A 21,033-nucleotide genomic window follows, 5' to 3' on the forward strand; every position below is an offset into this window, starting at 1 on the left:
ACTAGCCTAAGGTTAGAAGCGAGTTAAAAAGTTAGCAAGTAATTCAAGCCCTTGTTGGGTCAAAATTGCTTCGGGATGAAATTGTACTCCTTCAAGTGCTAAATCATTATGCATGATCCCCATAATTTCATCAAAATCAGAATTTTGTTCTGTCCATGCGGTAATAGTAAAGTCACTAGGCAGGCTTTGTTTATGCACCACTAAAGAGTGGTATCGGCATACCGTCAGCGGGTTGGCCAAACCGCTAAACACACCTTGATTGGTATGCTTAACTAACGAGGTTTTCCCATGCATCACTTGCTTGGCACGAATAACATCAGCACCTAGAGCCTGAGCAATAGTTTGGTGCCCTAAGCAAATACCAAGAATTGGCAACTGCCCTTTTAATTGTTCAACCACTTGCAGAGAAATACCTGCTTCATTTGGTGAACATGGCCCGGGTGAAAGTACGATATGCTCAGGGTTAAGCTGTTTAATTTCAGCAATGCTAATCTCATCGTTTCGTTTAACTAATACATCTTGGTCTAAGCGCTGAAAATATTGCACTAGGTTGTATGTAAACGAATCATAATTGTCGATCATTAACAGCATTGCGTGTAACCCAAAATTACTCAGTCAAAATAATGAAGGCGCATTTTACCCCAAGCACTCATAAATGTCGGCAAAAAATGGTTTATTTCTCAGCGATTAAATGCGCTGTAAGGGCAGCTCTTTCTTGCTCATCAAGTTTTTTCGAGCATTTATTTGCAAAGTCATAACGAACTAATACCGTTTTACCAACTGCACAGCAATTATCTTGCTGCCAAGCTTCTTGGCGAAGTACAAATGAACTAGAACCGACATGCTCAACACTGGTTTTCACTGTAACATCGTGACCATAAAACAACTCACCCACAAAGCTTACTTCAACCTTGGCAATGATCAGTTTCCACTCATAAGGGTTTAAATCGGGCGTAAAAAACCTGAAAATAGGCGCTCGGGCGGCTTCAAACCATACAGGGAGTACGGTATTGTTGATGTGCCCTAGCACATCTGTTTCGCTAAAGCGTGGTGTGATAGTTTCAGTAAACATAGTAACCCTATAAAAAATATAAACTAAAGGTAGCTCATGACGGACTTTATTCGCGTATACGAAAACGCCCTCAGCAAAGAATTTTGCGACAACTTTATCACGGTATTTGAACAAAGCCCGCATTTAAAACAAGGCATTACCTCAGGTGGTGTCGATCTAGCGAAAAAAGACAGTCGCGATTTATACCTTAATAACCACCCTGAATACGCTGAGCAACTAAAGCATATTCAACAAACGACCGCGGGTTACGTCTTCAAATACCTTGAAGAGCATATTTTTATGATGATTGGTGCCTTTGGTTTAAAGGTTTACCATCCGCAAACGGGCAAACCTGTTGACCTAACACAAGACAATTTTGAAGAAGTCGGTAAACCACAGTTGCCACTATTAGTGCAGCAAATTTTCCGCATGGGTCCAATTCAAGCACAAAAATACGATATCAATAAAGGTGGCTACCCTTATTGGCATAGCGAGGTATACCCGCAAGCTGGCCATAACGAGGCCCTACATCGCGTGCTGTTATTTATGTTTTATTTAAATGATGTAGAGGAAGGTGGGGAAACTGAATTTTACTATCAACAACGAAAAATATCACCCAAACAGGGCTCTATGGTCGTAGCACCGGGCTACTTTACCCACACTCACCGTGGTAATAAGCCTATTTCAAATGATAAGTATATTTTAACGTCGTGGGTTTTATTCAACCGCGCAGAACAAATTTATGGACAACCACAATCCTGACGGTAAGCAATAATAATCTAAGCTAAAAGCTGTAAGTTTTAAGCTTTAAATTAAAAGAGCGCGGCATTTGATGCCGCGCTTTTTGTTTGCTTTGATAAATGAGAGCACAAGTAATGGCTATGTTCACTTGGAAATTTCTGTAACTACTAAATTTATGAAAATAAAATTTTAATTGCCGATTTCATGCATTTTGCACTTTATGAACTAGCTGTTCTCATTCAAATGGCTTTAAACTGGCTAACTATCTTAATAGTTATCTTGTTACTTCCTTTAAATTTCATCATTGCTTCAGCACCTTTCAAGGCTTACAGCTTAATACTTTTAAAACGGCAAATAAATCTGGGCGCTGAGACCACCTTCTGGGCGGTTAAGTAGTTGTACTCGGCCGCCGTGCATATCGACAATACGTTTAATTATCGCAAGACCTAAGCCACTGCCTTCACTACCGCGAGCGGCATCACCTTGTTTAAACGGCTCAAATACAGTTTCAAGTTCACTTTCGGGAATCCCCGGGCCGTGATCATTAACTACTACCATGGCAAACTTTTTATTACTGCTCACGCGGGTTTCGACCTCTATATCACCATCTGAATAGCGAATTGCATTTTCAATCATATTAGTAACAACACGCTTTATCGCCACCATACTTACTGGCACTTCGCTTAAGCTTGGATTCTCTTTAAAGGTAATAGTACGGTGATGTTTTTGTTCTGCTTCGACGACTTCAGAAACGATCGCATTTAAGTCTTCTAGCTCAAGTTCTTCGCGCTTGTGGTGACGTAAATATTCAATGAATTGGTCGATAATTGCGTTCATATCTTCAATATCATGAATGATCCCTTCACGAAGGTAATCTTCATCATCCGACATCATTTCAGTCGCTAAACGAATCCGTGTAAGCGGCGTACGCAAATCATGAGAAACGCCTGCCATTAATAATCGACGGTCATTCTCAAGCGCAGCAATACCCCGTGACATTTGGTTAAATGCACGGGTTACTTCAATGACTTCAGTAGAGCCTTGCTCTTCTAATTTGGTAGAAAAGTCGCCCACTCCCACTTTAACAGCCGCTTGTTGCAGCGCTTTTAAAGGTCTATTTAGATGGCGGGCAAACAACCAGCCACCGAGAACACTTAAAAAACCAATACTTGATAGATAAAAGGTTAAGAACTTTAGGTTGTTTTCTTGCAATCCAGTGAGCGGCACACGCACCCAGTAGCCTGGTGCTTGCGGTGCTTCAACCCAATAAACAAGAGGATCTGTTTGGCTAATACGCACCCGTGCAGAGCCGTTAAGCTCTTTCGACATGCTTCGCGATAGCATCGAGTATTCACGAGTTTCAGCCAAGCCTTCACTCATTGCTTGGCGCTGGGTCATGACTTCAATGCCGGTGATCTCAAAAAACTTGTCAGAGGCTTCCTTACTTACCTCAACCCCCTCTTCCCATTCAATAAACACGGTTTTCACCTGTTTAGATAGGATCAGGTTTACTTGTTCTATAGTTGGTTTAACAACATAAAAACTGACCGTGATATAAGAGACAATTTGATTGATTAACAGCAAGGCCGCAACCAAAAATACTGTTTGTCCAAACGCACTACGTGGAAACATGCCCATTACTATTATTTTTCACCGTCTGGCACAAATACGTAGCCTAAGCCCCATACTGTTTGTATATAACGCGGATTAGCCGCATCGACTTCAATCATACGGCGTAATCGTGAAACCTGAACATCGATACTGCGCTCAAGCGCACTATAATCACGACCACGCGCTAAGTTCATCAGTTTATCGCGACTAAGTGGTTCACGAGGATGAGTTACCAACGCTTTTAGTACTGCAAACTCACCACTGGTTAACGACATTGTTTTGTCACCATGGCTCATTTCGCGGGTCGCAAGGTTTAGCGTGAAGTCGCCAAAGCTAATTTCGTTTTCTTCAGCAGCAGGAGCCCCCGGCACTTCTTTAGCGCGACGACGTAAAATTGCTTTAATGCGCGCTAACAGTTCACGCGGGTTGAATGGTTTAGGAATGTAATCATCAGCACCTAGCTCTAAACCGATTATACGGTCAACTTCATCGCCTTTGGCTGTAAGCATTACAATTGGAATGTCATTTTCTTTTTGACGTAAACGACGGCAAATTGATAACCCATCTTCACCTGGTAACATTAAATCTAATACAATCAAGTGGAAATTTTCACGCTCCAGCAAGCGATCCATCTGCTCTGAATTTGCTGCTGTGCGAACAATAAAGCCTTGTTCTACAAGGTAACGCTCTAGCAAACTGCGTAAGCGCATATCGTCATCAACAACCAATACTTTTGTCGTTTCGTGTCCCATAACTTTCATTCTTTTTGTAATATGTTACTTATTAATATAAATGAAAAAGTTAAGAATAAAAATCGAATTACGCGCTTAGATTGTTACTGAACATTTCAAAATCTGACTCGACAAAGGCATACTTTGCGGCTGGTTTTCTTTTTAGGCTAAATAAAAATGGCAAAGACAAATTTAATAACCCGAGAGGGGTATCAGCAATTACAACAAGAACATGATTACTTATGGCATGAAAAGCGCCCTGAAATTACTAAAATTGTTACTTGGGCAGCAAGCTTAGGCGACCGCTCTGAAAACGCAGATTATCAGTTTAATAAACGTGTTTTACGACAGATAGATCGCCGTGTACGCTATCTTCGTAAACGTATGCCAGATCTTAAAATCGTTGACTATAACCCGCAGCAAGCGGGTAAAGTGTTTTTTGGCGCTTGGGTCGAAATTGAGAATGAACAAGGCGATACAAAGCGTTTCCGCATTGTCGGTCCCGACGAAATTTACGAGCGCAAAGATTACATTTCTATTGATGCACCTATGGCTCGAGCGCTACTTGGTAAACAGGTTGATGATGATTTTTCGGTGATGACGCCTGAAGGCGCAAAAGAATGGTATATCAACGAGATAACTTATCCTGATGCGAAATAATTTTTCCCAGAAAATTCAGAAAGCGTTAATTATTGATTGTTTAGTCTGAAAATGTGATCTATAACTAAAGGTACTCAAGATAAATCATTACTTGAGTTTTAGAAGGTAGTAAGTATGTCAAACGCAATACAACGCATCATGAGTAATGCCATTGTATTCGCACTATTAATAAGTGTGAGTTTGATATCTTACGCCAGTGATATAGAAAGCCATTCAGACAGTGTTACGCCAACCGCTCACTTTATTGCGTGCGATAGTGCAGAGCCTGCCAACTTAGATACCGACCTCGATAAACATACTTCTGCGTTCGTCGCTAATGTAGCCCAACCACTGCCAGATGCACGTATGGCTTCGTATGTTCACTCTTCTAATAAGGTGTCTGTTTATAGCGCGCACCAGCGAGGGCCGCCTGCTTTTAATTAACTTAAATTTTCAATTTCAGTTTTATTAAAATGTATGGTGACCAAAATGAATAATTTCAAAGAATTACGTCTTCAAGATATCTCTAATGGCGCATTATCTAATGCAGTGAATGAAGTTGAGCCAACACTAGATCTCACTTCTCCAGCTTTAAAAGTACTTAATAGCTTTACTAAAAAAGACCCTTTACGTGCACATTACGGCACCACAATTGTCGATGCGTTAAAGCAAACTAATAGCTGTTGCTCAGATTTTATTTTAGTTGTAGATAGCGAGGACAAACTACTTGGCCTTACATCTAGCGCTGACTTACAAAGCTCAAAAATTATGATTCTTGCACAGCGCTTGAACTTACACCGTGACGAAATCACCTTGCATGATGTGATGACTCCTCTTGGCAATTTAGCGGGGGTAAGCCTGCAAAGCATCAGCTATGCATGTATTGGTGATGCTCTACAAACAATGGAGCACCAAGGTATGATGTTCCTATTAGTAACCAGTGCTAAACAAGAAATTTGTGGTTTGATTTCAGCTCGTGAAATTGCTAAAAAACTACATATCCCAGTTAATATCAACCCAATTGCTAATAGCTTTAGCGAAGTATTACAACATGTGGATCACCCACACTAAGCATTAAAATCTGCGTTGTGTAAGACTATTTTTGCAGGCCTTAAAAGCAGTGCTTTTAAGGCCTTCTTATTGTGATATTATTCAGGCAATTAATCTTCAGTTTTACTGATTTTCTATTTTTAAAAAAGGTTTATGCATGAGCAATATCTCTGCACGCTTAGCGACCGAGCTAAATGCCCAGCAATCACAAGTTGTTGCTGCAATCAAACTACTTGATGAAGGTGCCACAGTCCCTTTTATCGCCCGTTATCGTAAAGAAGTAACTGGTGGCTTAGATGACACGCAATTACGTTTACTTGAGCAGCGTTTATCGTATTTACGTGAATTAGAAGAACGCCGCAGCTTTATCCTTGCCACTATCGAAGAGCAAGGTAAGCTAACTGCCGAGCTAAGTGATGACATTAATAACGCTGACAGTAAAACTGAGCTCGAAGACTTATATCTGCCTTTCAAACCTAAACGCAGAACGAAAGGACAAATAGCTATTGAAGCAGGCATTGAACCGCTTGCCGATGCGCTATTTAATAACTCAAGCCTTGACCCAGAAGAACAAGCTAGTAGTTACATTAATGCTGAAGCAGGCTTTGCTGATACAAAAGCAGTGCTTGATGGCGCTAAATTTATTCTAATGGAGCGCTTTGCTGAAGACGCCAAATTACTTGCTAAATTTCGTAGTCATATTGCACAACACGGTCAAATTGAAAGTGCTGTAATCGCAGGCCATGAAAATGAAGGCGTGAAGTACCGCGACTACTTTGAGCATCAAGAACCGCTTAAGAAAGTACCATCACACCGTGCACTTGCTATGCTTCGTGCTCGTAATGAAGGCATATTACAACTGAGTATCAACCCTGAGCCAAGCGCAGAAAATCCAGCGCAAGTATGCGCGCAAATGATTGCTGATCATTACCGCTTAGATGTTAGCAACTCTGCTGCAAGCAGTTGGCTAATGGGCGTAGTGCAATGGGCATGGAAAATTAAGTTAAGCCTACATCTAGAGAATGAATTTTTAGGTGCAATGCGCGAAAAAGCAGAAACCGGCGCAATTGACGTTTTTGCTAAGAACTTAAAAGACTTATTAATGGCCGCTCCTGCAGGCCCACGCACCACGTTAGGTCTCGATCCTGGTTTACGCACAGGTTGTAAAATTGCCGTTGTAGACAGCACTGGCAAGCTGTTAACAACACAAACGATTTTCCCGCACGCTCCACAAAATCATTGGGATAAATCGCTTCGTACTTTAGAACAATTATGTCGCCAGCATAAAGTTGAGCTAATTGCTATTGGTAATGGTACGGCTTCACGTGAATCTGACAAGTTAGTAGCAGAACTGATTAAAGCAAACAGTGAACTAAAACTAAATAAAGTAATGGTCAGTGAAGCAGGCGCATCTGTTTATTCAGCGTCTGAATTTGCAGCCAATGAGTTCCCTAACCTTGATGTTTCACTACGTGGTGCGGTGTCTATTGCGCGCCGCTTACAAGACCCACTTGCCGAGCTGGTAAAAATTGAGCCTAAATCAATCGGTGTAGGTCAGTATCAACACGATGTATCGCAAAGCCAACTAGGGCAAACGCTAACTTCAGTAGTCGAAGACTGTGTAAACTCTGTAGGTGTAGACTTAAACATGGCATCAGTGCCATTACTTACTCGCGTATCAGGCTTAAACAAAACGTTAGCACAAAATATTGTTAGCTACCGCGATGCGAATGGCTCATTTAGTAAACGTTCTGAACTGAAAAAAGTTGAACGCTTAGGTCCAAAAGCCTTTGAACAAGCTGCCGGTTTCTTACGTATCAGTACAGGTTCAGATCCTCTCGATAACTCGTCAGTTCACCCTGAAGCCTACCCTGTTGTTAAGCGTATCTGCGAGAAAAACAGCTTAGATGTAAACAGCCTAATTGGTAACTCTGACATCCTAAACAAGCTCGTTGCTAACGATTACACAGACGAAAAGTTTGGTTTACCTACCGTTACCGACATTATCAAAGAACTTGATAAACCGGGTCGTGACCCGCGCCCTGAGTTTAAAACAGCGGAATTTAAAGCCGGTGTTGAAACCATTAACGACCTTAAACCTGGTATGATTTTAGAGGGTGTGGTGTCTAACGTTGCTAACTTCGGTGCCTTCGTTGATGTGGGCGTACACCAAGACGGTTTAGTGCATATTTCTGCTATTACCAATAAGTTTATTTCCGACCCACGTGAAGTGGTTAAAGCTGGTGATATTGTAAAAGTAAAAGTAGTTGAAGTAGATGCTGCACGTAAACGTATTAGCTTTACTATGCGTTTAGACGATGATGTTGATACCAGCAATAAAGCCGCACCAGCGAGCAAACCTAAGCCTGCAGCTAAAGCGAAAAGCGCACCAAAGCAAAAACGCGAATTTGGTAATGTTGCGATGGGCAATGCGTTTGCAGATGCATTTGCCAATGCAAAAGTGAAAAAGTAATCCCCAAATAGATTAATCAAACTGGTATCAATCGATAATAAAAAACCGCGTGAGTTTAAACTTACGCGGTTTTTATTTTTATACCAACTCACTGAATTAAGCTCGTTGATATTAAAGGCTCTATAAACTGAGCCTTTATCACTATTACTTACGACGACGAAGTGCAAGTAATGGCAGTAGTAACACAATGAAGTGACCCATTGAGCCGCTTGAAGAGCTCTTTGTTTCCGCTTCAGTTTCTGGTGTTACTTGTGAAGCATATTCACAGCTACCATCATCTTCATTCGCTGTTGCATCATAGTTAGTCGCTGCTGCATCAGTACAACCAAGCTCTACACCATCAGATTCAACCATAAGTAAGAACTCTTTGCTTACTTTGTCAGCTGGATTTGCTTTGTCTTGTACTGTAACTGTTACAACAGTTTCACCATGGAAATGTGCATCTGGGATTAAGTTAAACGACATTCCGTCAACTTCAGCCGTTACATTCTCACCCGTTACCACAAGCTCATTTGGCGACTGATCTGCGTCAACAACCATCACATCAATACCATCGATACGGTCATTTTCGGCTACCGTCATATCAGCAATATCACTCATTTTCAGGTTACTTTGTACACCGATAGAATGCATTAATGAACCACCATCTTGGTTACCTAGTTGGTAATCAAGAGTGATATCTTGCATAGTACCTTTTGCATCAGGCATAACCGTTGCAGTAAAGTTAAACTCAACTTCACTTTGCTCTGGACCAACATAATCAAAACAGATCACTAAGTCATCTTGTAAGATCTTACCAAGGTCGTCATAACCAACCACATTGCTTAATGCACCGTCTTTAAAGCCAGCAGTTGTAGAATAAACACTGTCGCCACCTTCAATAAAGATGGTCCCTTCGTCAACACCTGCGCCTAGATTATCGTAGGCAAATATAGCTTCGAACATCCCTTCGTGGTCATCAATACCACTACGTAAAATCACTTCATAGTCGAACGTGTCACCGGTATTTTTATCAGTCACATTATCGAATTCCATGAATACGAGATCACCTAAGTCAGGACGCTCTTCTTTATATTGCGTAGCAATCGTTAAACCTGTTGGATCAGTTGGATGGCGAAGGTTTTCGATTTCAAATGAACCACGCCAGAAAGGTGCCAATGCTTCAACTAAGAAACCAGGACCACGATGCGCACTCATCATCCACCAGATAGGTGTGAATTGCATTGCACCTGTTGGATGTAAACGCACTTCGTTATTATTTACTTGATTGTAAACTTCAAACTTAGCGCCTTCTTTATAGAATAACCAATCGATTGGAACATCAAAATAAACGTTAGAGCCACCTTCATACCAAGCAGCTTCCGGTTGAATGCGGAAATCACCCCATAAATCGATGTATCCCCCTGTTGAAAATTCATCAATCATTGGCGTTTTACACATCTCATTCGTGATATTGTTAGTTACCACATAATCACGTTGTACGTTGCGTGTTGCGTCTTGAGTACCTTGAATAGTTAACGTGTTACCTTCTACAATTAACGAAGCTTCAACTGCTTCATTGTTTGAAGTTAACGTTTCAGGCCAAACTTGCATACCATCAGGAATCGTTAATGACAGTGAATAGTCACGCGCTTTAGATTCATAGTTAGCTTTAAGTTTTACATTAACGTTAACTAGATCCATAGCGCGAGCTGTGTTTTGGTCGACATTTAAGGTAAGTGCTTCTGCATCACGCTTTAAATTAACCGATGTGAAACCAAGCGTGCCTTCAGCACCCTCGGCATTGCCTAATGCAAAGCCACCATAATAAACATCATTCGGCTGCGCATCTGGTAAATCCCAATTTACGGCAATTTCATAGTTACCATTACCACTGTGTTGCTGAGGCGCTGAAACACTGAACTCACCGGTATTTTGCTCTTTAACAATGGCGTAGTGCGTCACTGTTTGGTAGCCTACATCACGTAAACCCGCAAGTGCAGCGGTCGCAAACCAGTATTTACCAGGCTTAGGATCGATAATATTACAGTAGTTATCTTCAACGCTGCTTGAAGAATAACAAATCATCTCTTCATTGAGTGCTTTGATTAATGCTGAGGAATCTTCCGCAATCTCTTCATCAGAAACCATGAATGAGCCGCTTTCATTAGCATCATAACCCACAATTAAATGTGCTTTTTTAATCTGCCAACGTGGTTCAACAATATCTGCAAGATCTGTAGTTTGTTCAGTAGAAGCCACTTTAACCATTAAGCGCTTTGTACCTTCTGGTACTTCAAATGCTTGAATATCCCACGCTTTCTCAACACGATCTTTAGTTACATAAGGTGCAACGCCCAAAAGGTTCGCAGTAACTTCTGTTGGTTTTACAAGGCCATAATAAGTCGGCGTAAATTCACTGTAGCTATCGGTATTAACAACGATTGATTCTGATGCACTTGCGCGTGCCATATCGATATCAACCATGGTTGGTAACTCATCAATGACGTTTTTCGCAACCAGAGTGAAGTGAGCGTCAGGTAAGTCGCCATCAATGTTCTTGAATAACACTTTACCGTTGAACCAAGCATCTTTATTTAAGATATTGTCCCAAGGTGCACCCTCTTCAACAGGATCAAGCTTAGACTCGATGATATTTGGCAACTTCATGGTGACCATCACATCTTGTGTTTCACCTGCTTTAAGTGTGAAATTACTTGGTGTTACACTAACTTCTACACCAAAACTTTCTTCTTCACCTTCAACAGCCCAGCCATAAGCCGTTGCATCCCAAGTACCATCTTTTGTTGCCTTAACGGTACGCATCCATGAACATTCTAATTCACAGTCTTGATTAACTAATGAAGGAAGGTTAAGCCATTCTACTAAACCACCATTACGAGGGTTCGCATTATGGTAGTTCTCGATAGTCTCATCCATAATAAGACCAGCATTGGCAGCTTGTGCTACATCAATCGCACCACCACCAGCCATAAAGTTATAGTATGGGTCAACTAGAGTAACACCATTAGAAATGCGTACTTTATTAGCCGTCATCATTAGTGCTGACTGAATTTCTGCAGGCGTCCAGTCAGGGTGCATTTGCATCAATAACGTCATTGCACCAGTAACATGTGGCGTAGCCATTGAAGTGCCACTCATGAATGTCCAATCTGATGCACTTGGGTAAGCTGTAAATGGTTGGTCATCAGCATTCGCTGCATAAATATCAACACCTGGAGCTGTCACGTCTGGAACTAGGTTATTGATGTAATAACTTGGCCCCATAGAACTAAAGACTGCAAGTTGATTACCCGCTTCCTCATCAAATGCATAGTTATTTTCTGGTTCGCCAATCGTTGCAATCGCAGCGCCATCAGGGTTGGCATTGACCCAATTACGAATTGTGAAACGGGCGCTAGATGGTAAGTGAATGCCCGGGATCACATAATTATCAGCAACAATGCTCTCAGCCGAGCTCGTGTTTAATAAGATGAAGCCTCCAGCTCCACCAGCTGCAACATTCTTCGCTTTGTCTACACGAGCAATGTCACCACGTAAACAAACGACAATTTGATCAGCAGTAAATGTTCCTGTAGGGAAAGGTGCATTACAACTTGCTGCATTGTAATTATCATTTACGTTAGGGTCATCGTACTTTTCCGCAAGCACAACTTCACCTGTAATACCTCCAGAGAAGCTTTTACCAGTGTACTCGCCAGCATAAGGAGTGCGAGCACCTTGGAAGTTATTAATAGTTTTAACACCTAAATCCATCACGCGGTCATGAGTTGATGCACCCACAGTAGTTACCCAAGGTGATGTGTGGTCCGCTGAAATATAATAAGGACCTGAGTTACCCGCTGCCGCTGCCACTGAAATGCCCGCTTCACGTGCGCTTAAGAAAGCCATTTCCATTGGGTCTTCCCACGGGAAGCTTTCACTACCACCAATTGAGAAGTTAATTGCATCTACACCATCTTCAATCGCATCTTCAAATGCAGATAAAATAGCTGACTCAGGACAACCTGAGTAAGGATCGCCAGAACGGCCTGCATAACATACTTGGTATGAGATTATGTGTGCACGAGGAGCCACACCACTGGTACTTTCAAACGTGAATGGTAAGTTTTCACCATCACTTACTTTTTCACCTGTTGCAGCTTGCAGAGGCGTATTTTCAATGTAATTACCCGCCGTGGTACTTGCTGTGTGAGATCCGTGGCCATTGTAGTCTTCACCATTTTCAGGACGACGATCAGCACGAGCAAATTGATAATCCGCATTCATTGCTGTGACTTCTGGATATGAGCGAACACCAATTAGCTTGTCATTACACAGATCAGGTTCTTCCTCACAGTCGCCAACAAAATTACCTGCACCTAATGGGTTTTTCTTACTATATTCTTCGTCGCTTGCAAATGCAGGGTGGTCTGTATTGATACCAGTATCAATTATACCCACTACCATACCTTCACCTTTAACACCTACCGATGAAGCTGGTGTTGTACCCTGCCATAATTGGTCTGCGCCAATAAACTCTGGGCCACGGTCTGTACGTAATTCAAAAATACGGTTAGGAGTAATACGCTTAACGCCCGATTGCGTTGCAAGTATCTCGGCATCAGCCTGTGTCATTTCAACTACAACCGCGTTATTTGCAAGGGTAAATTGCTTTTTAATCGCAATATTTGCTCCAATTGCACGCGCTTTACTTAATACTGCTGATTGACGTTGTTTCAAGAATCCTTGATACGCACGTACATTTTGCGAAGCTGTATCAATGCGCTCTTTTACCATTAAAGAACGTGACTCAGTAATAGCTGTAGCGCTGAAACCTTTAATATCACCTTGATAACTTGCCACAGGTTCATCATGCATTTGTACAATGTATGTTTGAATACCTGTTACCCCATCTTGAGGTTGAAAAACATGTTCTGGCTGCTGACTTTGGTAATGCTGATTTAAACGCTGAACACTCCCCTTTAGTAAGCTTGGATGATCTTCGATTTGTTTTTCTTGTTGATAATTCGCGATATCTTCAGCTGTAAATGTTGGCTGATAAAAGCCTTTATCTGACACTTTATTAAAGCCTGGCTCTGCCGCAGCATAACCTGTAGCGCCGACATACAAGGCTGTTAGTACGGCTACTGAGCTTTTCTTCAAGTGTGTGATTTTCTTATTGCAAGGTTGCATATGATTCCCACTGATTTAATTCTAAACAGCTCATAAGTTACTTGAGCTGACACACTAAATTATTTAGCAGGCAAACATATACAGAGAGGGGTCTGCATGGTCAAACCAAACTGTACACAGTTATGATACAAGGTTAACAACAAATAAACATGAGAGTGTTAATAACAAACGCTTTGCGGGATATTTATACAAAATGTAGCATTTTGTATAAATACTATTACAGAAACAAAAATGAGTAGGGAAAACAGCTAGAGAAAGACACTCTAGCTGCTAAAAAATTAGAAATTATAACGAACCGACAATGCAATGTCTGAGTAATCATTTGCATCACGATAGCTTGCGCTGACAAGCCAAGCTGATGTGAAGGCATAGTTTGCACCTACATGAAATACTGCATTATTTTCGCTCTCTTCATTATGTAAACGCTCGTAGCCAACGCCAGCATTGACCTCAAATGACTCAGTTAATAAGTGTCTAATTTGTGCATTAGCAGACAAAATATCTGCAGTTTCTGAATTAGAGTGGTTCTCTGAAAAGCTATTAAAAACTTGATCTTGGTATGAGACAACTTCTTTAACATTAAGGTCAGTTTCTATCTTTAACTGGCCAATCTTTGCTGAAAAATCAACTTTGGTGCGATCTGATAGCGAATAAATATAGCCTAAACCAATTTCGTAACGCGTCATATCAACATCATAATCGAGCGTATAAGCTATGACAGTATTACCTAAATAATTATCATTGCTATCGTAAACACCTGAGCCATTGAATTCATTCGTTGCTGTCACATCGTCATTTAAAATTGAATAATGACCTGTAACATACCAATTCTCAGCAAACTGCTTACTAATATTAAAGCCAACCCCTTTAAGAGATAGCTCATCTAAGTCATCAATTTCTGTCTTTTTATATCCTGCTTCAACATAGTCATAACTTAAGGGGGAGGTGTTTTCTGCCATTACTGCTGTAGAAGAAAGTGACAACGCACAAGCAAGAAGAGTGTATTTCATTTGTTAAATCATCCTAATTAAAAATCGGGGACAATGTACCAAAGCGATATCGGACCCACAACAGAAACAGCATTCATTTTTGTAGGCTAAATGTAAGAAATTGTTATACCAACTCCTTAATTAAGTGAGCTGTTTTGAGGTAATAAGACGTAGTTGGATTAACACCTCAAAATGATGAAGTGAATTGACATTAGTTAAATAAAAGCAGAAAACTGATTTTGATTGGTGGGCGAGGTAGCTGCTTGATAAAAGTTAGCAATACGTGCGGCACGCTCGTCTACTTCTACATCACGCTTTGCTGTTTTAGTTTCACTGCTTTGAGTTGCGCTATCTTCGGCATACTCACTGTTTATTTTGAAGGTCGATTTGCCTGAATCAGCATCGCTATCTGCTGATTGACTGGCAAGCTCAGCTTGTGCTGCCATAAGTTTTTGTGTGGCATCGGCCGCGATAGAACGATCAGCACTTGAAGGTTCTTGTGGTGCAAGCGCTGCTGCACGCACTGTCTGCATTTTTTCGATTGTGGCTTTTGGGTCGCCTTTTATTTCAGCAACATCAATTTGCACTTCGCCGCCTACGGCATAGTTTGTACCGTCGGGGCCGCGTTGATACTCATAGCTTGGCGAGCCTGCATATTGACCACCAACTGTCGCATGCGCTTGCTCATGAATACGCACCTCGGTATCTCGTGCTTTTAACTCTTTAATTTGTTCAGCATCTTGCTGTTCTTGCTCTGCAACCTTTTGCTCTTTTTGTTGTTCTTGTTTAGCTTCCTGTTGTTCTTGCTCTGTTTGCTCAGACTCGCCTTGTTCGCGACCTTGCTGACGCTCTTCAATTACTTTGTCTTCAGCAAGACGCCCTTTAGCATCATAAGTACCGGCCTCAGAACCAGGCTGCTTGGTTTTGTCGCCATCATTAAGGGTTTTGTTTTCCGCGTTACTCGGCTTGGTAGCAGCAGGAGGTGGGATCACTTCACGTAACTGATTATCACGGCGAGCACTTTCAGTGTGCACATTCGCCGTGTTGATATTAATCGAAGGAAACGGAGTGACGATATTCATAAGTACTAAACTTTAATATCTATTAGTGTACCGAGCACTTCATCAGCAGTTTGAATCGTGTTGATATTGGCTTTTGCATTAAACTCTTCAACTTTCAAATTGACAAGCGACTCATCGATTGGGGCAGGTTGTGAAGCTGGCGGAGTAACAGCTTCATTTGGACTCGCCGCTTGTAATTGCCGTTGTTGAGCTAATTGGGCATCATCTTGCTGATCAATTGAGGCACGGCTAATCTCTGCGCTCGCCTTTTCGATACCTTGACTAGCACGGTTATAACCTTCTACCGCATTATTAAAAACAGAACTGATTGGCATAACACCCTCCAACAGTGAGATCTACTTGTTAAGTATCGCTCATAAAACGAGCAAAATAAAGCTAAATCCCGCTATTTTTCTGGCCTCTCAGCGAGTTTTGCTTAACACATTGATTTCAGTGCTGATATAAATGCTGCTTTATGAGAAATAAATGGCGCATGTGAGGCTTTATCTAAAACCTCATATTCAAACTGAGGCTGTAAAGCATGCATTTTTTCAATCGCACGATAAGGTACTAATGAATCTAAACGGCCGAAAATACCACGCACAGGTACGCTAAGGTTAGCGAATAGCTCACGCAAATCATCCTGCTGTAAAATGTCTAAGCCAGCACTTAAAGCCTGCTCTTGTGGCGCTGGATACTGGTTTAAAAGTGCTTTTAGCTGCTTAATATCGTCCCGAGCTGATTCACTGCCCATCGCTTGTATCGCCAAAAACCGTTCTATCGTTTTTTCTCTGTGGCTAACCAGCTGATCTTTAAAGGCGTTTAATACTTCAGGCTTGATACCCGGCCATTCGTCGGTTTGCGCAAAAAATGGCGTTGAAGAAACCAACACAACCTTTGCTACCTTGTCTGGCCAATGTGCAGCAATATACAAAGCAAAAAGACCACCTAAAGACCAGCCAACAAGAATAGAGTTATTATTGAGCTGGGCGCTTAATTGCTGAGCTGCATCATGCAAAGAGTAAGGTGTTGGAATTGACTGCGCATTACCAAATCCAGGTAAGTCAAAGCAACGGACTTCACCATCATGGAAAAACTCAAGCTCAGGCTTGATCACTTGCCAAACCCCCTGGTTCATTCCCCAGCCATGTAATAGCACCATATCATTTTGCATATTTTGTATTTCCCAACCACACTTAGCGCTCATAATAGCGTTTAAAGGAATGAATGCAATGTCTCACTTCTCTCATACCTTAAAACTAGGGCTAGACGCACTGTTCCCTAACTTTTGTATTAGCTGCCAAAGTCACATACAGGCTAATCAAGCCTTGTGTCAGTATTGTTTAAATGACCTCAATTTGTTCGATCTTACACGCCACCCAAACCTGTTACACAGACCTGATATATGTGATGCATTTCCTGATAGTAATTTTGATTATTTAATTGCCTGTGCTTGGTATCAAGCGCCTTTGAAACTTTGGCTCAAGCAATTGAAATTTAACGATCAGCAGTATTTTCGTGTGGCACTACAACAAGTAATAGAGAGGCAGCTGCAATTAGCTCGTCAGGTTAATATAAATTGGCCCGATCTTTTTATTGTGCTACCACTGCATAATCAGCGCTTTTTAGCACGCGGTTTTAATCAGGTAAGCCAAACTTGGCTGCCTGTTTTAAAAAAGCAGCAATGTACTGTTAGCTCAGCTCTTTACAAGCAAAAAGCAACCAAAGCGCAATCACAGTTAAGTAAAACGAAAAGAGTTAAAAATCTACAAAATGCGTTTGTTTGTCAGCAAGATTTAACAGGAAAAACCGTGGCAATTATTGATGATGTGATGACCTCTGGCGCAACCATAAATGCTGCGACAGAAGCCATAAAAAATGCAGGGGCTAAGCAAGTGTGGGCTATGCTCACTTGCTTAACTGGATTAGACAACCTGCGCTAAGATTAATTGTGATTATTTATCACCTGAGGCATGAAAGGCATTACCAAAGAATAATGCATTGCTCAGTAATCGGCTGGTACCATACCAATAACCACGGAACACTGGGTTATCGGTCATGCCTATCACACTCCCTTTACCATAAGAGTGCGCAATTAAGCCTGCCGCACCAGCTACTTGTTCTACGTTTACGTCATCAGTAAAGCCAGCTAAAAGCGGTTTATCTGTGTAAGTAAGCACGTTCACAAAAGGTGCGTCTGATTTCTCAAGTAGCCAAGTACTATTCTTAAACACAGGTAATGTATTGCGATTCAGCGAATACGTAAGTGGGTGAGATAAATCCACTGAAGTATTAAAAATAGCACCCGCAATACGCTGACGACCAGCTAAGTCATCTTTATCGGCATAGGTAAGCCCTGTTGTATCAAATGCACTGGCTACATCACGACGAGATAAGTAATTAGCCTTTAGTAGTTGCTGATCAGCTAAGAATTTAGCACCGCCTTTATGTCCCCAAATAACACCGCCTTTACGAACCCACGATTTAATAGCCACTTTAGTCGCATCATCAAGACGATTGAAATTTCCGTGCGCTAGAATAATATGACTGTAGTTTTCAAGGTCGATGCGATTTAAGCGCTCCATTTCGATAATGCTTGGCGCTGTGCCAACGAAACGATCTAAGTAATACCATACTTCACCAAGTTCATACTGGCTGGTTCCCTGACCTCCCACTAGTAATACTTTAGGCGCTTTCACAACCGCCATTGCACGAGAACCTAAATCAGCACCTTTAACCGTTAAGCCCGAGCTAATTGGTGTTATTTCAATGCCAAACTCATTCTGCGCTTGGTTTAAATAGCTAACCCAGTTGCTATCAGTTTGCAGACCTGCAGGAACAAGAATACTACCTGGCTCAAAAGCTATTTCACCTGAAGGCGTTTTTGCTGTAAGTGGGCTTAATGCCACCCGTGCTTTCACACCTTGTTCGAGTAAGCTATTAAGCATTTTTGGCGCTAGGTAATCATCCCATTTGAATGCATAAGCATAGCTTTGTGGTAAAGCGGCAAAGCTTGATTTAACACTTTGCTGCCAAGGCATTTTGGCAACCTTTAAGCCCCAATTACTGCTTACCTTTGCAAATTCTAAATTAAAGGCATGAGCAAGTGTCCAGCCAGATACATCATAAAATGTATTATCGACAAAACGCTGTTGCTCACTAAAAATCGCTTTAATTAAACGAAATTGCGGCTGTGCTAAAGGCACATAATAGCTCTGCTCAGAAAAGCTTTGACCGTTCACTTTTAGCGGCTCTTCTAACATGTACGCATTGATTTGATGTTGTCTTAATAAATCAAGGAAGTACTTCATGCGACTTTGATCAGCGCCGCCTTTCACCACATACCCTTTAAAGTCTTCATCACCAGCAAGGTCAACAGCTTTGTTGTAAAATTTTGCTTGATAATCAAGTAAGTCTGTACGGTTATCAAGCGCGGCTTGGAACGTCGATAGGCTCGTTAATAACTGATTTTTAATCGTAAACGGGAAGCTTAATGGGCCGTTGATGGTTTCTTGTAAGTGACCACGTGAGCTCGCTTGTTCAAATAAAATACCTACACCGCCATTTACATCTGGGTAAGTTGAGCCTTTACCATAGTAAAAGTCATCGAAGCTTTCTTCAGTGAAATAAAGAGCATTATGCTCATCAAGTGTCTTTGCATGATAGTTTGCAATTGCTTTAGTTAGCGTGACATTTTCTTCAGGAGTGATTGGGTGCTTACGAGTTGGGATCCCAGGCTGGAAAAAGTATGTGCTGTTTGGGCCCATCTCATGGAAGTCTGTTAGGATATTGGGCTTCCATTGATGAAACTGCGCAATGCGTGCACGTGATTCAGGGTGCTGTAGTAACAACCAGTCACGATTTAAGTCAAATAAATAGTGGTTAGTACGGCTACTCGGCCAACTTTCAATGTGCTCGCGAGTTTGTGGATCTGATGATAACTTCATACCACGGTTACTATTCGCCCAATTTGCAAAACGTGCTAAACCATCTGGGTTCAATGATGGGTCTAGTAAAATAACCGTGTTGTTTAGTAAGGCATCTATTTCTGGGCCTTGTGCAGCGGCAAGGTAGTAAGCAACGAGTAGCGATGCATTACTACCTGATGACTCATTCCCATGAACACTGTAACCCATCCATACAACCGCAGGTTGTTTGCTTGAGTCACTCGTTCCACCATTTAAGCGAGCTAAGTGAGCCTTGCGGATTTGCTCTACCTGACCCAGCTTTTCTGGTGCTGTGATGGTTAGCATCACAAGCGGACGCTGTTCATGTGTGCGACCGATTACTTTGAAGTTCATTCGATTACTTTTTTCAGCAAGAATTTGCATATATTGCACAAGCTGATCGTGACGTACATGCCACTCACCCACTTCGTAGCCTAGCACCTGCTCTGGGGTAGGAATAGTTGGGTCAAATTTCACATCTTCTTCAAAGTAATAAGAAAGAGGTTTTGCTAATGCGCTGACGCTCACTAGCATGGTTAATATTGTTATTATAAAACGCATAGATAGCACCCGTAATTATTTGATGTTTTAACGCTACCATTCGATAAAATAGATGCAACTTTTTACGCTCAACACTGGCGACAATACGATGAGCGGAGTATGATACTCAGTATCCGAGTAATTTAGTCAAGTATAGTCCGTTTTATGATCTCTATTTCTGAATCTGCACAATCTCATTTTGCTAAACTTTTAGCAGACCAAGCTGAACAAACGAACATTCGCGTGTTTGTAGTAAACCCAGGTACTTCGCAGGCTGAGTGTGGTGTTTCTTACTGCCCAGAAGACGCCGTTGAAGCGACTGATATTCGTCTACCATTCAATGGCTTTGATGCCGTTGTTGATGCAGAAAGCGCCCCTTTCTTAGAAGAAGCTGAAATCGATTTTGTAACTGACAAAATGGGAACTCAGTTAACACTTAAAGCGCCAAATGCAAAAGCACGTAAACTTAGCGATGATGCGTCACTGCAAGAGCGTGTTCAACACATGCTTGAAACTGAAGTTAATCCACAGCTCGCTAATCACGGCGGTCAAGTTAGCCTAGTAGAAATTACTGCTGACGGAATCGCAGTACTACAATTTGGCGGTGGCTGTAACGGCTGTTCAATGATTGATGTCACACTTAAAGAAGGCATCGAAAAAGAAATGATCGCCAAGTTTGACGAAATCAATGGTGTAAGAGACATTACTGATCACCAATCTGGTGAACACTCTTACTACTAACTGGTATTTAAAGCATGCTTAAAAAATGGGTATTTCGCTTAGGTAGCGACCCCAAGTTAAGCTTAAAACGCTTTCTTCGCGGCCTAGCACTATTTGTGCTGGCCGTGATTTTTATTGCTATAGGTTATTATGGGCCCGCACTATTTCAATTAATTGGTCTGATCATTTTAGCTGTGGCGATATTCTTTGCAGCCTGGGGCTACTTAGGTATTTTTGCCAACCGCTTTGCACAAGTCTTAGAACGATCTTCACCGAAAGATCACGACCCGGATCTATGGAAGTGA

The 21,033-nt window shown here is 41.6% G+C and carries 18 protein-coding genes; 8 read left to right on the forward strand and 10 right to left on the reverse strand.

Going from position 1 to position 21,033, the window contains the following annotated elements:
- Positions 1 to 12 precede the first annotated feature (12 nt).
- The gene (locus HCZ11_RS10975; protein WP_167658419.1) at positions 13 to 591 is read right to left on the reverse strand and encodes an aminodeoxychorismate/anthranilate synthase component II; all 579 of its coding nucleotides are present in this window, start codon (positions 589 to 591) and stop codon (positions 13 to 15) included.
- Positions 592 to 673: 82 nt separating this feature from the next.
- Positions 674 to 1,072 (reverse strand): thioesterase family protein, encoded by a 399-nt coding sequence (locus HCZ11_RS10980; RefSeq protein WP_130050344.1) that lies wholly within the window; start codon positions 1,070 to 1,072, stop codon positions 674 to 676.
- Positions 1,073 to 1,108: 36 nt separating this feature from the next.
- Here HCZ11_RS10980 and HCZ11_RS10985 point away from each other — a divergent pair, with 36 nt between their 5' ends.
- The gene (locus HCZ11_RS10985) at positions 1,109 to 1,813 is read left to right on the forward strand and encodes a 2OG-Fe(II) oxygenase (protein WP_054563475.1); all 705 of its coding nucleotides are present in this window, start codon (positions 1,109 to 1,111) and stop codon (positions 1,811 to 1,813) included.
- 321 nt (positions 1,814 to 2,134) lie between these two features.
- Here HCZ11_RS10985 and envZ read toward each other — a convergent pair whose 3' ends face one another.
- Both envZ and ompR read right to left on the reverse strand, forming a co-directional pair.
- Complete coding sequence (envZ, locus tag HCZ11_RS10990; protein ID WP_054562852.1) at positions 2,135 to 3,430, reverse strand: two-component system sensor histidine kinase EnvZ; 1,296 nt, start codon at positions 3,428 to 3,430, stop codon at positions 2,135 to 2,137.
- A gap of 5 nt (positions 3,431 to 3,435) precedes the next feature.
- Positions 3,436 to 4,155 carry a two-component system response regulator OmpR gene (gene ompR, locus HCZ11_RS10995; RefSeq protein WP_130050343.1) on the reverse strand — a complete coding sequence of 240 codons (720 nt, stop codon included), beginning with the start codon at positions 4,153 to 4,155 and terminating at the stop codon, positions 3,436 to 3,438.
- Positions 4,156 to 4,311: 156 nt separating this feature from the next.
- Here ompR and greB point away from each other — a divergent pair, with 156 nt between their 5' ends.
- The 4 genes from greB to HCZ11_RS11015 all read left to right on the forward strand — a co-directional run bounded on the left by greB (position 4,312) and on the right by HCZ11_RS11015 (position 8,296).
- A complete protein-coding gene (gene greB / locus HCZ11_RS11000) occupies positions 4,312 to 4,794 on the forward strand; it encodes a transcription elongation factor GreB (protein WP_130050342.1) in 483 nt (160 codons plus the stop codon).
- A 114-nt stretch (positions 4,795 to 4,908) separates the two neighbouring features.
- Complete coding sequence (locus tag HCZ11_RS11005) at positions 4,909 to 5,217, forward strand: hypothetical protein (protein WP_167658420.1); 309 nt, start codon at positions 4,909 to 4,911, stop codon at positions 5,215 to 5,217.
- A gap of 45 nt (positions 5,218 to 5,262) precedes the next feature.
- Positions 5,263 to 5,844, forward strand: coding sequence for a hypothetical protein (locus HCZ11_RS11010; protein ID WP_130050340.1), 582 nt, complete (start codon positions 5,263 to 5,265; stop codon positions 5,842 to 5,844).
- A 136-nt stretch (positions 5,845 to 5,980) separates the two neighbouring features.
- Positions 5,981 to 8,296, forward strand: coding sequence for a Tex family protein (locus tag HCZ11_RS11015; RefSeq protein WP_167658421.1), 2,316 nt, complete (start codon positions 5,981 to 5,983; stop codon positions 8,294 to 8,296).
- Positions 8,297 to 8,440: 144 nt separating this feature from the next.
- Here the strand turns inward: HCZ11_RS11015 and HCZ11_RS11020 are convergent, their stop codons facing one another.
- The 5 genes from HCZ11_RS11020 to bioH all read right to left on the reverse strand — a co-directional run bounded on the left by HCZ11_RS11020 (position 8,441) and on the right by bioH (position 16,695).
- Positions 8,441 to 13,471, reverse strand: coding sequence for a S8 family serine peptidase (locus tag HCZ11_RS11020; RefSeq protein WP_167658422.1), 5,031 nt, complete (start codon positions 13,469 to 13,471; stop codon positions 8,441 to 8,443).
- A 278-nt stretch (positions 13,472 to 13,749) separates the two neighbouring features.
- Entirely contained in the window at positions 13,750 to 14,481 is a 732-nt protein-coding gene (locus HCZ11_RS11025; RefSeq protein ID WP_167658423.1) for an outer membrane beta-barrel protein, read from the reverse strand.
- A 194-nt stretch (positions 14,482 to 14,675) separates the two neighbouring features.
- Positions 14,676 to 15,542 (reverse strand): putative metalloprotease CJM1_0395 family protein, encoded by an 867-nt coding sequence (locus tag HCZ11_RS11030; RefSeq protein ID WP_167658424.1) that lies wholly within the window; start codon positions 15,540 to 15,542, stop codon positions 14,676 to 14,678.
- 5 nt (positions 15,543 to 15,547) lie between these two features.
- A complete protein-coding gene (locus tag HCZ11_RS11035; protein ID WP_130050337.1) occupies positions 15,548 to 15,856 on the reverse strand; it encodes a hypothetical protein in 309 nt (102 codons plus the stop codon).
- A gap of 101 nt (positions 15,857 to 15,957) precedes the next feature.
- Positions 15,958 to 16,695 (reverse strand): pimeloyl-ACP methyl ester esterase BioH, encoded by a 738-nt coding sequence (gene bioH, locus HCZ11_RS11040; RefSeq protein WP_130050336.1) that lies wholly within the window; start codon positions 16,693 to 16,695, stop codon positions 15,958 to 15,960.
- 58 nt (positions 16,696 to 16,753) lie between these two features.
- Between bioH and HCZ11_RS11045 the strand changes: the two genes are divergently transcribed.
- Positions 16,754 to 17,464, forward strand: coding sequence for a ComF family protein (locus HCZ11_RS11045; RefSeq protein WP_130050335.1), 711 nt, complete (start codon positions 16,754 to 16,756; stop codon positions 17,462 to 17,464).
- Between the two features lie 12 nt (positions 17,465 to 17,476).
- Here the strand turns inward: HCZ11_RS11045 and HCZ11_RS11050 are convergent, their stop codons facing one another.
- Entirely contained in the window at positions 17,477 to 20,029 is a 2,553-nt protein-coding gene (locus HCZ11_RS11050) for a M14 metallopeptidase family protein (protein ID WP_167658425.1), read from the reverse strand.
- A gap of 144 nt (positions 20,030 to 20,173) precedes the next feature.
- On the opposite strand from HCZ11_RS11050, the gene nfuA reads away from it, so the two are divergent.
- On the forward strand, positions 20,174 to 20,749 hold the full coding sequence (gene nfuA / locus HCZ11_RS11055; protein WP_054554437.1) for a Fe-S biogenesis protein NfuA: 576 nt from the start codon (positions 20,174 to 20,176) through the stop codon (positions 20,747 to 20,749).
- Between the two features lie 14 nt (positions 20,750 to 20,763).
- Positions 20,764 to 21,033, forward strand: coding sequence for a hypothetical protein (locus HCZ11_RS11060; protein WP_167658426.1), 270 nt, complete (start codon positions 20,764 to 20,766; stop codon positions 21,031 to 21,033).

The organism is Pseudoalteromonas sp. HF66, from assembly GCF_011806445.1.
GTDB classification, from domain to species: domain Bacteria; phylum Pseudomonadota; class Gammaproteobacteria; order Enterobacterales; family Alteromonadaceae; genus Pseudoalteromonas; species Pseudoalteromonas apostichopi.